Source organism: Acinetobacter sp. 1294243 (genome assembly GCF_000588015.1).
Lineage (GTDB): Bacteria > Pseudomonadota > Gammaproteobacteria > Pseudomonadales > Moraxellaceae > Acinetobacter > Acinetobacter pittii.
Window position 1 is genome coordinate 1 of the sequence record NZ_JFXG01000030.1, and the last position, 13030, is coordinate 13030.

General features: G+C 37.0%; 14 protein-coding genes and 1 tRNA gene. 7 read left to right on the forward strand and 8 right to left on the reverse strand.

The features are described 5' to 3' along the window. The first annotated feature begins 133 nt into the window (after positions 1 to 133). Positions 134 to 727: an HAD-IB family hydrolase gene (locus J655_RS23170; protein WP_032052620.1), complete on the forward strand. Its 594-nt coding sequence runs from the start codon at positions 134 to 136 to the stop codon at positions 725 to 727. 64 nt (positions 728 to 791) lie between these two features. Here the strand turns inward: J655_RS23170 and J655_RS23175 are convergent, their stop codons facing one another. Then, complete coding sequence (locus J655_RS23175) at positions 792 to 2846, reverse strand: beta strand repeat-containing protein (protein WP_032053325.1); 2055 nt, start codon at positions 2844 to 2846, stop codon at positions 792 to 794. A gap of 372 nt (positions 2847 to 3218) precedes the next feature. Between J655_RS23175 and J655_RS24955 the strand changes: the two genes are divergently transcribed. Both J655_RS24955 and J655_RS23180 read left to right on the forward strand, forming a co-directional pair. Next, on the forward strand, positions 3219 to 3338 hold the full coding sequence (locus J655_RS24955; RefSeq protein WP_228129605.1) for a hypothetical protein: 120 nt from the start codon (positions 3219 to 3221) through the stop codon (positions 3336 to 3338). 88 nt (positions 3339 to 3426) lie between these two features. Further along, positions 3427 to 3503: transfer RNA gene (locus J655_RS23180), tRNA-Arg, on the forward strand. 115 nt (positions 3504 to 3618) lie between these two features. Here the strand turns inward: J655_RS23180 and J655_RS23185 are convergent. Further along, positions 3619 to 4311 carry a nitroreductase family protein gene (locus J655_RS23185; protein WP_017481660.1) on the reverse strand — a complete coding sequence of 231 codons (693 nt, stop codon included), beginning with the start codon at positions 4309 to 4311 and terminating at the stop codon, positions 3619 to 3621. 223 nt (positions 4312 to 4534) lie between these two features. Here J655_RS23185 and J655_RS23190 point away from each other — a divergent pair, with 223 nt between their 5' ends. Beyond that, positions 4535 to 5032: a YcxB family protein gene (locus J655_RS23190; RefSeq protein ID WP_005804627.1), complete on the forward strand. Its 498-nt coding sequence runs from the start codon at positions 4535 to 4537 to the stop codon at positions 5030 to 5032. A gap of 39 nt (positions 5033 to 5071) precedes the next feature. Then, positions 5072 to 5713 (forward strand): fumarylacetoacetate hydrolase family protein, encoded by a 642-nt coding sequence (locus J655_RS23195; RefSeq protein WP_005078301.1) that lies wholly within the window; start codon positions 5072 to 5074, stop codon positions 5711 to 5713. A gap of 103 nt (positions 5714 to 5816) precedes the next feature. Here J655_RS23195 and J655_RS23200 read toward each other — a convergent pair whose 3' ends face one another. After that, positions 5817 to 7064 (reverse strand): YihY family inner membrane protein, encoded by a 1248-nt coding sequence (locus J655_RS23200; protein ID WP_002119535.1) that lies wholly within the window; start codon positions 7062 to 7064, stop codon positions 5817 to 5819. Positions 7065 to 7424: 360 nt separating this feature from the next. On the opposite strand from J655_RS23200, the gene wrbA reads away from it, so the two are divergent. After that, a complete protein-coding gene (gene wrbA / locus J655_RS23205) occupies positions 7425 to 8027 on the forward strand; it encodes an NAD(P)H:quinone oxidoreductase (RefSeq protein ID WP_005078299.1) in 603 nt (200 codons plus the stop codon). A gap of 51 nt (positions 8028 to 8078) precedes the next feature. On the opposite strand, the gene J655_RS23210 is transcribed toward wrbA, so the two are convergent. The 3 genes from J655_RS23210 to J655_RS23220 all read right to left on the reverse strand — a co-directional run bounded on the left by J655_RS23210 (position 8079) and on the right by J655_RS23220 (position 10270). After that, a complete protein-coding gene (locus tag J655_RS23210; protein ID WP_002119547.1) occupies positions 8079 to 8654 on the reverse strand; it encodes a xanthine phosphoribosyltransferase in 576 nt (191 codons plus the stop codon). Between the two features lie 72 nt (positions 8655 to 8726). Further along, entirely contained in the window at positions 8727 to 9440 is a 714-nt protein-coding gene (locus J655_RS23215; RefSeq protein WP_002119525.1) for a DUF3108 domain-containing protein, read from the reverse strand. A gap of 158 nt (positions 9441 to 9598) precedes the next feature. Next, a complete protein-coding gene (locus tag J655_RS23220; protein ID WP_014207723.1) occupies positions 9599 to 10270 on the reverse strand; it encodes a hypothetical protein in 672 nt (223 codons plus the stop codon). Positions 10271 to 10502: 232 nt separating this feature from the next. Between J655_RS23220 and J655_RS23225 the strand changes: the two genes are divergently transcribed. Then, positions 10503 to 11387 (forward strand): energy transducer TonB, encoded by an 885-nt coding sequence (locus tag J655_RS23225; RefSeq protein ID WP_017481657.1) that lies wholly within the window; start codon positions 10503 to 10505, stop codon positions 11385 to 11387. A 51-nt stretch (positions 11388 to 11438) separates the two neighbouring features. Here the strand turns inward: J655_RS23225 and ybeY are convergent, their stop codons facing one another. Together ybeY and J655_RS23235 are read right to left on the reverse strand one after the other, a co-directional pair. Then, on the reverse strand, positions 11439 to 11915 hold the full coding sequence (gene ybeY / locus J655_RS23230; protein ID WP_017481656.1) for an rRNA maturation RNase YbeY: 477 nt from the start codon (positions 11913 to 11915) through the stop codon (positions 11439 to 11441). 9 nt (positions 11916 to 11924) lie between these two features. Beyond that, complete coding sequence (locus J655_RS23235; protein WP_002119513.1) at positions 11925 to 13013, reverse strand: PhoH family protein; 1089 nt, start codon at positions 13011 to 13013, stop codon at positions 11925 to 11927. Positions 13014 to 13030 lie beyond the last annotated feature (17 nt).

Below are 13030 nucleotides of genomic sequence, written 5' to 3' on the forward strand. Positions count from 1 at the left end.
GGAGTTCGAATCTCTCTGAGCGCACCAACTTGAAGAATTAACCGCTTTTATAGCGGTTTTTTTGTGCCTGTTTTTTAGTACTTTAAAAAAATCTAAATTTATAACTTTTTAATTATATTAGAGATAATCATAAATGAACTTAGCTTTATTTGACTTTGATGGCACGATCACTCATAACGATACATTCAGTCTATTCCTTAAATTTTCTTTAAATAAAAAAACTCAAATACTAGGTGGTATTCGACTTGCACCTTATATAGCGGGTTATAAGCTTGGATGGGTAACCGATAAAACTATTCGAACTAAACTCTGTCAGGTGGGATACGTGGGCTATGATGCGGCTTCCCTAAAATATATGGGGGAAGAGTTTGCTAAAAATATCCTTCCTACCTGTGTGCGTCAAAATGCTTTGGAACGTATTCTTTGGCATAAAAAACAAGGTGATCGGATTGTTGTTGTATCTGCATCATTAGGTATTTATTTAGAAAGCTGGTGCCAATCTTTAGATTTAGAAGTTATATGTAATCAACTTGAAATACGTGATGGTATTTTGACAGGTGATTTTATTAATGGTGATTGTGGTTATTTAGAAAAAGTAAATAGAATAAAAAACAAATATGATTTAACTCAGTATTCTACAATTTATGCTTATGGTGATACACCTAATGATTATGCAATGTTAGAGCTAGCGCATAAGAAATATTATAGATGGGAAGAAGTGAATTAATATTTAAAGATATATTAATAAATAAAGCCACTTGTAATAAGTGGCTTTATTTTAATGACTTATATTAAACAGTATTGAAAGAGTTTTCTAAGAAGTTATCGGTAAGTAATGATGTAGGTACGATAGTATGCGTTGTATTAGTTACGCTTGATACTGTCGACGTTACTCCACCGAGTAAGCTACCACCAGTTAATCCACCTAGTAAATTAGAAATAACATCTAATCCGCCTTCACCAGTCACACCGCCCGTTAAGCTACCCACGATATCTGTTACGATGCCGATAGGGTTGTCTGTACCGCCAGTAACGCCACCAGTTAAGCCGCCTAGAAGGTCGGTCACTAAGCCAAGAGGACTATCACCATCTACGCTACCAGTTAAACCGCCAAGTAAATCAGTGACTAAGCCTAGTGAGCTATCTCCACCAGTAACCCCACCAATAGTTCCTGTCAATCCACCAATGATTTCTGTTACTAAGCCAGTAGCAGTTGTGCCATTTGTAATCAGCGTATCGAGAATACCGGTAGCAGATTCAGTAGCACCTTGAATGTCTCCACCCACTAGATCAGAAATGACTTCAAGCGTGCCATTTACTGTGTCACGAGAAGTTTCGAAAGTTAATGTGCCGAGGTCTGCAAGTTCAGAAACAGGATGTTCTGCTTGTGGAAGAATGCTGATAATTGTATCTGCAACTGTATCAATGCCAGTGTTGATAATTTCAGTTTTTAAGCTTTCTACGCCCTGAAGGATATCAATACCGCCTTGAACAACATCAATCACTGGAGAGATTGGAGAGGTTCCATCACCGATACCACCAGTTACACCGCCAATAATGTCAGTAATTACTTCAAGTGGGTTACCGTCAACGCCACCAGTTACACCGCCAATAATGTCAGTAATTACTTCAAGTGGGTTGCCATCAACACCACCAGTTACGCCACCGATGATGTCAGTAATTACTTCAAGCGGGTTACCGTCAACACCACCAGTTACACCGCCGATAATGTCAGTCACGACTTCAAGAGGATTACCACTAACACCGCCAGTTACACCACCAATAATGTCGGTTACCACGCCAAGTGGGCTATCACCACTTGTTGCGCCGCCGATAATGTTATTAATAATTCCAGTAGCAGTTGAGCCATTTGTAATCAGTGTATCGAGAATACCGGTAGCAGATTCAGTAGCACCTTGAATATCACCACCAACTAAATCAGAAACAACTTCAAGTGCACCGTTTACTGTGTCACGAGAAGTTTCGAAAGTTAAAGTGCCAAGATCTGCTAGGTCTGAAACAGGATATTCAGTTTGTGGAAGAATACCAATAATAGTATCAGCAACAGCGTCGATACCAGTATTGATGATCTCAGTTTTTAGGCTCTCTACACCTTGTAGAATATCAATACCGCCTTGGACGACATCAATCACTGGAGCGATTGGAGATGTGCCATCACCGATACCGCCAGTTACGCCGCCGATAATATCAGTAATTACTTCAAGCGGATTACCGTCAACACCACCAGTTACACCACCGATAATATCAGTAATTACTTCAAGCGGATTACCATCAACGCCACCAGTTACGCCACCGATGATGTCAGTAATTACTTCAAGCGTGCCATTTACCGTGTCACGAGAAGTTTCGAAAGTTAAAGTGCCAAGATCAGCAATTTCAGAAACAGGGTGTTCAGTTTGAGGAAGGACACCAATGATAGTATCAGCAACAGTGTCGATACCTGTGTTGATGATTTCAGTTTTTAGGCTTTCAACACCCTGAAGAATGTCGATACCACCTTGAACAACGTCAATAACTGGAGCAATTGGAGAAGTTCCAAGATCAATACCGCCAGTTACTCCGCCAATAATATTAGTTACTGTGTCTACAGGACTTGTAGAACCGATACTGCCAGTAACAGTACCAACGGCATCAGAAACAAGGCCTGTTGTGGTTGTTGTAAGAGTATTTGTTACTGTAGATAGAGTATCTGAAAGTAAACCAGAAGTTGATATCTGGCCTTCAATAGAAGAACTACCAGTTACAGTAGTGTTCACCGATACAATATTACCCAAATCTTGAGTAATTTTTGATATCGAAGATACGAGGTTTGTTAGTAAGAACATGTTGGTCTATTTCCTATATAATTTTGTATTTTTAAGTAAGTATTATTTATTGCGCTTTATAATTAATGAGATGTGTATCTCAATAATTGCGATTTAGTATTGGTTAGATCTCAAAAGCTGTCAATGTGTATTTTTAGTCACATTTTTTGTTATTAAATAATATTTAAAGAAATAATAATTTATTTAATTTAGACATAAAAATAATAATAATTTTTATATTATATAATTTTAACTAATTATTTTTTTAATCATATTCTCACTTATTTGAGGCATTATCTTAGTCAAATTTCAAACAGTCTTATAATGGTTAGGTTCAACCAGAAATATATTATTTATATAATGTTGACTAAAACAGTAGCCTTTATCTTCTAGATAGATGGCAAAAAGCTTCAAAAATTCGATAAAACTTATTTGAAAAAAAATATTTCAGATACATCTTTGGTGAGCAAAGTTTCAATAACTTTAGCTACAAAGCTATGTAAACTTGAGTGATGGCTAAGAACTAGACGTTTGATGACAGAAAGATGAAAAAAGGCTTCCTAAGCCTTAAAAAATGCGTATAATGCGCAACATCAAGTACGCGCTCATAGCTCAGCTGGATAGAGCACTTGGCTACGAACTAAGGGGTCGGGAGTTCGAATCTCTCTGAGCGCACCACTTGAAGAATTAACCGCTATATATAGCGGTTTTTTTGTACCTGTTTTTTATTAGTTCGATTTAAAAGCTGGTGCTCATGGCAACCAGCTCTTAAATGATTTGAAGTTGAAAAAAATTAGCCAAATGTTTTAAAACGGCTTTCGTCTTCAATAAAAGCTTTTTCACCTGCTTCGCCTTCAATTGAACCAAATACTAATTGGGCTCTTAGTTTCCATTGCGCAGGAAGATCAAAAGCAGCATTAATTTTCTCATCGATAATTGGGTTGTAATGTTGTAAAGAAGCTCCAATACCTTGCTCAGCCAATACATTCCATACTGCAAATTGTGCAATTGCTGTTGAGTGTTCAGACCAAACTGGGAAATTATCAGCATATAATTCAAATTGCTCTTGTAGACCTTTAATCACATCTTGGTCTTCAAAAAATAAAACTGTACCAGCACCCGCTGCAAAACTTTGAATTTTTTGTTCAGTTCCAGCCAGTGCTTCGGCAGGAATAATCGTTTTTAATACATCTAAAACAATATTCCAGAAATTTTGATGAGACTCATTAAATAAAATTACAATGCGAGATGACTGAGAGTTAAATGCTGAAGGGCTATGTTTGACCGCTTCTTGAATTAACCCTTCAATCTCCGAAGGAGTATGTTGTAAGTTTTTCCCGATCGAATAAATAGAACGACGTTTTTTAATTAATTCTAAAAAGCTTGGCTGATTGAAAAGAGGGGACTCTTGAGTGGCTTGAGTAACCACATCTTTTGAGACTGTTGTTTTTTGATTTAAGCCAAATAATTTTGCAAAGAAAGACATGAGACATTCCACTAAGAAGGTAATGCTCTTATTGTAGAAATTTTAAAAACTGAAATAAGCTCAAAAAATATGAATCTACGTTCTATATATGCAACGTAGTTGATCTTCGAATCTCATAATAAGCTCTACTTTTAAACAAAATAAAAAATAGCCTTTGATTCATTTTAAAGCTGAAATGAATATGCTCTAATAGTTTCGATTTATTGAGTATTGATGCAGTGCAATGACTGAGCAAAAAACAGCTTTATCTTTACGTTACTATTTGAATTTAGAAGAGTCACAAGATGGATTTTCATTAGTGACATTTGGGAAAAAGCAATTTACCCGTTTTCTTACACCTGCAATTAGTATCGCAATTATTATTTGGGGATTTTATTTAGGTCTCTCTGGGGTTGGACGATATTATGTCGGGTTAGGCGTATTTTTTCTGGTGATGCAAGGCCTGATGCGTTACTGGCTTTTACCTATGTTATTTAAGCGTCAATTTGTTCGTTACCAGTTTGGAAAGAGTGAGCAGGGAATCGACTTATATCAAGATTACTTTGAGCTTTATGCCAATGGTCGTAAGCAGGTGATGCAATATACGGATGTGCAAACTTTTGCTAAAGGTAAATTGACCTACATGCTTGAGCTAAAGAATAAAACTGTAATTATTGTACCAAAGCGCGCATTTGCACAGGTTTCAGATCAAACCATATTTGAAAATACATTTAAGAAATAAATTATTGGAATTATTAGCCGCAACAACAAAGGAAGCCTCATGAATACACGTCCTTCAAAAATCGTTTGCGTGGGCAGAAGTTACGCCGATCATGTCAAAGAATTAAATAATGCTATGCCTGACAGCCCTATATTATTTATTAAACCACCGAGTAGTTTGATTGGTTTAAATGACGGTATTTCTTGGAATCCAGCGTGGGGCAGTTGCCATTTTGAATGTGAGTTGGTGTTACGTATTGATCAACCTTTGAAAGGTGAAACAGATCCTGAAAAAGCTTTAAAAGCGATTGGAGCAGTAACTTTAGGTCTTGATTTAACAATGCGTGATTTACAGAATGATCTGAAAAGTAAAGGCCACCCATGGGAGCGAGCTAAAGCTTTTGATGGTGCTTGTGTTTTGGCAGATTGGGTTGATACAAAAGAAATTACAAATTGGCAAGAGACCAAATTCACTTTCCATATTAATGATGAATTGCGTCAAGATGGTAATACTGCACTGTTAATGTTTACTATTGGTGAACTTTTAACTGATATTAATCAGGTTTTTTCACTAGAGCCAGGTGATGTGATTATGACAGGTTCACCTGCTGGGGTTGGACCATTACATGCAGGTGATCAGTTGAAAATGACATTAAAAGGTGCAACGCAAGATTTTGCATGGGAAACTTTTGTAAAAGCATAACCCACTCCTAAAATTGCCAATTTTTAACCCTATTATTTTTTTAATAATAGGGTTTTTTATTGGGTAGGAAAGAGTGTCTATACTATTGAAGAGTTCTACTTTCTTATTTCTCTTCAAAAATTGTTGAGAGCGGAATAGAAAGTTTTGCTGCTAAATAATCATTAGATTCGACCAAGGCGGGTCCTATTTTTTCCATCCATTCATCGTCATCATGTACATTCAAAACATCTTCACGTAATGGTAAAGGGTATGGAAGAGCAGTGAAAAAGCTCCAGAAGTCAACTTGGGATAAATTGCGCGCAAGCACATATTCATCTTTATCGGTACGTTTAACCAAATTTTGCTCTTCAAGTAAAAGTACATAAGCTGGCCAGCGGCCAATTTCTCCGCGACCTAAAATTTCTAAAGCTTCTTTGTCACTTACACTTTCACCGAGTTTCTGTTTTTTATAAAACAGCTCAAGAATATCTAATAGCATTAAAACAGGATGACGTTTTTGCTCTTTACCCGAGTGAAAAGCAGTTAGAGCAAAACTTACTTCTACACCAAGTAAAATAATGTTCCATGACAGGAAGATCCATAGAAGAAAAATTGGCACTGCTGCAAATGCACCATAAATAATTTCATAACTAGTGAAATTTGACATCACAAAGCTAAAGAAATTTTTGAGTATTTCGAACAGTACCGCACTTAAACAAGCCGCTATTCCTGCTGCATAAACTGGGACTGTACGATTGGGAATGGTCCAATATAAAATGAAGAAACCCAAAATAGTGAGTACAAAAGAAATTAGCCAGAGTAGAAATGCGCCATCAAGTTGATAACCTGTGAAGTTATTGCTTAATAAGTTCATCGATGCAACTGTTGATGAAATAACAAATGCACTGCCTAAAATAATCGGACCTAAAGAGATGATTGTCCAATAGCGCATAAAGCCCATAATGCCACTACGAGTTTCTTTTACACGCCAAATACGGTTAAAGACGGTTTCAATTGAGGTCAGCATTAAGACAGTAGTAACGAATAAAAACAGCACACCAATAACGGTTAAGTTGCTAGATTTTTCTGTAAAAGCATTTAGCGCTTTATCAAATGCAATCGTACTTTTCGGTAAAAAATTACTATAAATTAAATGTTGCAGCTGTTGTCTTGCGGGTTCTAACGCTTTGATTGAAGAAATAATTACTAAAAAAACCGTTAACATCGGCACAACTGCGAATAGCGTTGTATAGGTGAGAGAGCCAGCTTGTTCACGGCACCGATCAGCTTCAAAACGCTTAAATACATATAAAACGAACTGAAACCAGGTTTTATTATAAAAAGGAAGTTTACTTAAAAAACGTTGTAACATGCGTCGTCTATCCCGATTTTTTTAATCATCATGTTGGGCGATTGATAGCTTATGAAAGTATGAGCTTAAGTACTCAAATCGTAGATTAAAGCAAAATAATAACTTATAGAATTAAAGTCGTTCTGTAAGTTTACTATGTGCTATAGAAAGAATTGTAGCCATAAACTTTTTTCAACAAAGTAGGCTTTCTGTTGTCTAAGCAAGGGTTTACCAAAAGTAGATAAACTTTTTACTCGATGAGTCCGAGAAATTTGCTCGCATTATCTTTTGTGCTACCTCATCAATCACCTCTAGAATTTCATAAAATTGGTTGCGCCAAAAAAATAAAAAATCCCGTATAGTGTCTTTTTAACAAAATTTATGAAACCGATGCAACCTTACATTCTTGTACTCTATTACAGCAAATATGGTTCTACTAAAGAAATGGCTCATTTAATTGCCAACGGTGTTGAGTCTGCGGGTATGTCAGTGAAAATTCGGACAGTACCAAATATTGCTCCAGCTGTCACAATAGCCGAGCCAAGTATTCCGGAAGAAGGTGATATCTATTGTACGTTAGATGATCTAGCGAATTGTTCAGGTTTAGCGTTAGGTTCTCCAACCCGTTTTGGCAATATGGCAAGTGAAATGAAATATTTTTGGGATCAAACAACCAGTCTTTGGCTCAATGGGGCATTACATAATAAACCCGCTTGTGTTTTCACTTCTTCTGGTTCAATGCATGGTGGGCAAGAAAGTACTTTACTCACTATGCTACCGCCGTTATTTCATCATGGCATGATGATTTTGGGATTACCTAATGCAATTCCAGCCTTATCTAATACTAAAACAGGGGGAACACCTTATGGCGCAAGCCATGTAAGTGGACCGCGTCATGACCAAAACTTAAGTCAGGATGAAAAGATTTTGTGTGAAGCTCAAGGCAAACGTTTAGGAGAGGTTGCCAAAAAGCTTTTAGTTTAGTTTTGAGCAAATAAAAAAGAGCGGATATCCGCTCTTTTTTAGGTGTACATCTTATTCTTTTACAAAAGTAACTTTGCCATCTGTAAGAGAGTGTACACGTGCTAATGATTCAACGCGGTAGCCTTTTTCAAGCAATAAATCACGACCTGGTTGGAATGATTTCTCAATCACAATACCCACACCTACAACTTCTGCATTTGCTTGGTGAATTAAATCAATCAGGCCTAATGCTGCTTGACCATTTGCCAAGAAGTCATCAATAACTAATGCTTTATCAGTTGAATGAAGATGTTTATTTGAAATCGCAATCGTGCTTTCAGTTTGTTTAGTAAAACTAAATACTTTAGAGCGATATAAGTCATCTTTTAAGGTCAATGACTGATATTTGCGAGCAAAAATTACAGGTACACCAAGTTCTAAACCTGCCATGATTGCAGGTGCAATACCTGATGCTTCAATGGTAATAATCTTGGTAATCCCTGCATCTTTAAAGCGAGCGGCAAATTCTTTACCAATCTGCTGCATTAATACAGGATCAATTTGGTGGTTTAAGAAAGCGTCGACTTTCAAGACTTGATCAGATAGAACGATACCTTCTGTTAAGATTTTCTGTTCTAGTGCGTGCACGGGAGAATCCTCTAGACGGATGCTTTTTAAAGCAAATGCGTATTTTAAAAAGCATCCAAAAAAATGCAAGCTTTAATTCGTCTTACCTGTATAACTTGTTAATAACAATCCATAAGAAGTTTTACCATCAATATGACTGACTTTAACTGGTAAATAATCTAATTTCGGAGCTAACCAAAAGATTGTACTGCGTTCAGGTTTGTTGTGTTGTAAAACCACTTTAATGGTATCGAATGTTCCATAAGAGGTTTTAATTTTCTCATTACCTTGTTTTACAAATCGACGATTTTCAACTTCTTTTGCATCTGCAAGTGGATAAGAGGACTTCAGTGAACCATTTTTTAAGTCTTCACGCAGTTGTAACTCTGCGTTTAACTCATCAAGAACGCCTGCCTGCCAAGCAAATGAACGAGCTTTATCATCTTTCTTGGTAGAGATAGTTTTGCTATTTGGATTAAAGTTAATACTCATGGTGTTGTTATGAATCAAAATTTTGCTGGTACGGCTAAAACTTTGAGACCCAATTTTACCATTGGTGAAACTAAATTTACTTGTTTCACTTGCGGACGCAATTCCGCCTGCTTTTGCAGTGAATTTATAAGTCCAGTTATTACCTTGTTGGCTTAAGGCACGTGTAGCCGACCCCATGCCTTTATTATTGTAAGTAAACTGATAATTTGCCTGAAATGGGCTCATGGCAAGTGCATGGCTTGAGAAGCCTGCAAAAAGCAAAGTTGTTGAAATACCTGTTGCGATGCCAAACGATTTCAGAAATTTTGTTGCCATAAGTAAATATCCTTGTACAGACTAAAAAGTCAGTGCTGATGCATCTGTAACTTAAGCATATTATGCCTGTTGATCATGGAGAAAAAATCAGGATTTATGCTAAATGTGTAATCTATTTGTGTTTTTTGGCAGTTAATTCATCTTCATTTATAAACCGTTTACTCATCTTTTTGCTGAATTGGCGTTATTTCAGAATCTGTGAATTCTTCTTCAAAATCGTCGTCCTGATCACGAGAAAGTAAGGCTGCTAAATTCACATTTCCAAATACAACTAACTCAGCTTCACGCACTCGTGCGTAATTTATATGTACTTTGCCTAATGTTTCGATGATGCTGGCTTTTTTGCCAAACCAACGGTTGAGATCAAGAAAAATGAGTTCATCGCGTTCTTCTGCTACATTAAAACGTTCAAGAATCATCCCCAAAGGGTCTTTTTTCAAAATTTTATGGTAATAAAAAACTGCGGCTTTTACGGCGATCTTTTGCCAAAAGTTTTTATATTTCGCTTCAATAATTTGTGTATTGCTAATTTGTTCAAAAACTAAAAGTTGTTGTTCTTTATTAAATTCCATCTGGATCAGTTTTAAATCAACCGATAGTGTGGTTTCTAAACCTTTTACATGCATGGTTGCATATAATCTTAACCAGTCATGATAAAGATCTGCATGTAGGTCATCTAAAAACTCAACATTATTTGTCACGTAACGTTGCAAAGTAGCATTCAGAAAGGTTTGTGATAATGTAAAATCTCTTTCTTCCTCAATGAATGCTTCTGCTTTTTTATAGACTTTTTGAAGGCGTCTGACTAATGAGGAAAATAGCGTTTGCATAAAAGAACTTCCAGAAGATAATTTACTAAAGAGCCCACACAATCTTTATTATGATAAAAAACGGGTTTTGATATTGCAGTGTAGCAAATTTACTTGATACATTTTGACAAAATGAAAATGGATAAAACCCTATATTTGAAGTGAATCACACTTTTATCCATATTTGAATATCAGTTTGTATTTTATTCGGTATTAAACCGTGGGGAAAAGGCATTTATATGCTTTTAAGATTATGTTGAACAAAAGAAGTTTATCCATAGAGCCTTTTCATCATTGGTGGCAAGACCGAGTCTTTATTGCCGCAACAATATTGGCAATCTTACTGCATATTTTTGTATTGCTCATTCACTTTGCCATGCCTAGCCCCTTAGAGCAATCTACTAAAGAAATTGCAATTTCAATTCGGCCAAGCAATGAGCCAGTTCACCAAGCAGATTTTTTAGCGCAAGCAGATCAGCAAGGTGCGGGCGCATTTCGTGAAGCTCATCGGACTTCTAGTGATACTCCAAATCCGATGCTCAATGATGCTTCAACTGGAAATACTGAGTTAGAAAGTTTGCAAAAGATACAGCAACAAAGAGAGCTTAAATTTGAAGAAAAAGTTTTAATGACGGTTTTGAGTTGGCAGAAACAAGCGGATGCAAGCCAAAGAAAAAAAGAACTAGAACAACTACAAAGTCAATTTCAAGCAAAAGCTGCCATGGTTGCAAGCCTTGAAGCACAATATTTGCAACGCCAACAAGATTTCAGCCGTCAGCAAAAAATAAAGACAGTAGACGGAATTCAAGCGAAGAAAGAGGCTTCAGCTATTTATTTAGATAAATTTCGTGAAAAAGTAGAGCTTTACGGTAATCGCTATTACCCTGAAGAAGCCAAACAGCAACAGCTAAGAGGTGAAGTGCGTTTAATGGTTATTTTGAATGCTCAAGGCGGAATTCGTGCAATCCGACTGCTTGAAAGCTCAGGGCATTCAATACTAGATGAAGCAGCTAAGTCTTCAGTACGTCGCGGTGCACCATTTGGGCATTTTGATGCGAATATGAAAGATATTTCGGAGTTGCGTATTGTACGTACTTGGCGTTTTGACCCAGCTGAAGCTGAATTTGAGGTTCACTAATTAAAAAATGTGGATAACTTTTAGGATATCCACATTTTACTAATAATCACATTATTCCTGATAAGGGTTAGCAATATTGAGTTTTGCTAAAATTTCAATTTCTAAGCCTTCCATTTCTTCTGCATCTTCATCACTAGTTTCATGGTCATAGCCAAGCAAATGTAAAACACCATGTACTAATAGATGTGCAAAATGATTTTGGGCAGTTTTTTTCTGTTCTAATGCTTCTTGTAATACCACTGGAATACAAATAACTAAATCACCTAGAGGTAAGGCATCTAGCATTGGTAAAACTTCTTCTGGAATATCACTTGGGAAAGATAAAACATTAGTTGGTTTATCTTTTTCTCGGTATTGCAAATTGAGTTGCTGGCTTTCTTCCAGATCAACGCAAGCAACCCCAATTTCACAATCTTCTTTATAACCAACGTGGCGTAAAGTTGTCTCAATAATTTTTTTGAGTTGAGCTCGTTTGAGCTCTAACTCAGGTGATTGAAAGTCTTGTTGTAAACTTAAACTGATTTTCAAAATGAATCCTTAAGCATCCTGATGTTGCAAGTCTGCTGCTGTATCGTTTTCAGCAACTAATGCTTCTTGACGTGCTTTACGTTCAGCACGTGCTTCAGCATTAAGACGCTGTTGTTCACCATCCCAACCTTCATACGCTTCAACAATTTTTTGAACAAGTTGATGACGTACAACGTCACGGGAATGGAAACGGGTAATATGAATTTCTTTAATGTTCTCGAGTACACGTAGTGCATGTGCCAAACCAGATTGTTGGCCTCGAGGTAAATCTACTTGGGTAATATCACCTGTAATCACTGCACGAGAACCAAAACCTAAACGGGTCAAGAACATTTTCATTTGTTCAGGCGTTGTGTTTTGAGCTTCATCCAAAATTACAAATGAATGGTTAAGTGTGCGACCACGCATATATGCAAGAGGTGCAACTTCAATCACTTGACGCTCGATTAACTTGGCAACTTTTTCAAAGCCAAGCATTTCGTAAAGAGCATCGTAAAGAGGTCGTAGGTATGGGTCGATTTTCTGAGTTAAATCACCCGGTAAGAAACCTAGCTTTTCTCCAGCTTCTACAGCAGGACGTACAAGTAAAATCCGTTGGATTTCATTACGTTCGAGCATATCTACTGCTGCGGCAACTGCTAAATAGGTTTTACCTGTACCCGCAGGGCCAACACCAAAAGAAATATCGCTTTGCAAAATACGTTGTACGTAGCGTTTTTGATTGGCACCACGTGGGTTAATACGGCCTTTTCGAGTTTGGAAATAGACATCCATTGGTGCATCATGTTCATCCATTTCTTCTCCAACTAACTCGAAATTACGTTCGGTTTGAGAAGATTGAATTAACAGATGCAACAGATCTGCACTGATTTGCTGGGATACCTCAGACTCTTCGTAGAGTCGTTGCAATAATGCTTCGGCTCTCCCAACAGCATCTATCTCACCATCGATATGAAAAACATCTCCACGATGAGTAATTTTGACATCTAAACGCTGTTCAATTTGCTTAAGGTGCCCATTATAGGCACCCAAGATGCTCTTTAAACGTTCCATTGAAATTTCAGGAAATGTTACGGTACGTCGAATCGCTGCAGTCAAGAGAAAACCTTTCAGTA

What these genes read in the sequence shown, in the direction of transcription:
- J655_RS23200 (WP_002119535.1), bottom strand. Translation starts at nt 7,064, where the DNA reads ATGTTACAACGTTTTTTAAGTAAACTTCCTTTTTATAATAAAACCTGG.
- J655_RS23225 (WP_017481657.1), top strand. Translation starts at nt 10,503, where the DNA reads ATGTTGAACAAAAGAAGTTTATCCATAGAGCCTTTTCATCATTGGTGG.
- J655_RS23190 (WP_005804627.1), top strand. Translation starts at nt 4,535, where the DNA reads ATGACTGAGCAAAAAACAGCTTTATCTTTACGTTACTATTTGAATTTA.
- J655_RS23215 (WP_002119525.1), bottom strand. Translation starts at nt 9,440, where the DNA reads ATGGCAACAAAATTTCTGAAATCGTTTGGCATCGCAACAGGTATTTCA.
- J655_RS23175 (WP_032053325.1), bottom strand. Translation starts at nt 2,846, where the DNA reads ATGTTCTTACTAACAAACCTCGTATCTTCGATATCAAAAATTACTCAA.
- J655_RS23185 (WP_017481660.1), bottom strand. Translation starts at nt 4,311, where the DNA reads ATGTCTTTCTTTGCAAAATTATTTGGCTTAAATCAAAAAACAACAGTC.
- J655_RS23220 (WP_014207723.1), bottom strand. Translation starts at nt 10,270, where the DNA reads ATGCAAACGCTATTTTCCTCATTAGTCAGACGCCTTCAAAAAGTCTAT.
- wrbA (WP_005078299.1), top strand. Translation starts at nt 7,425, where the DNA reads ATGAAACCGATGCAACCTTACATTCTTGTACTCTATTACAGCAAATAT.
- J655_RS23195 (WP_005078301.1), top strand. Translation starts at nt 5,072, where the DNA reads ATGAATACACGTCCTTCAAAAATCGTTTGCGTGGGCAGAAGTTACGCC.
- J655_RS23170 (WP_032052620.1), top strand. Translation starts at nt 134, where the DNA reads ATGAACTTAGCTTTATTTGACTTTGATGGCACGATCACTCATAACGAT.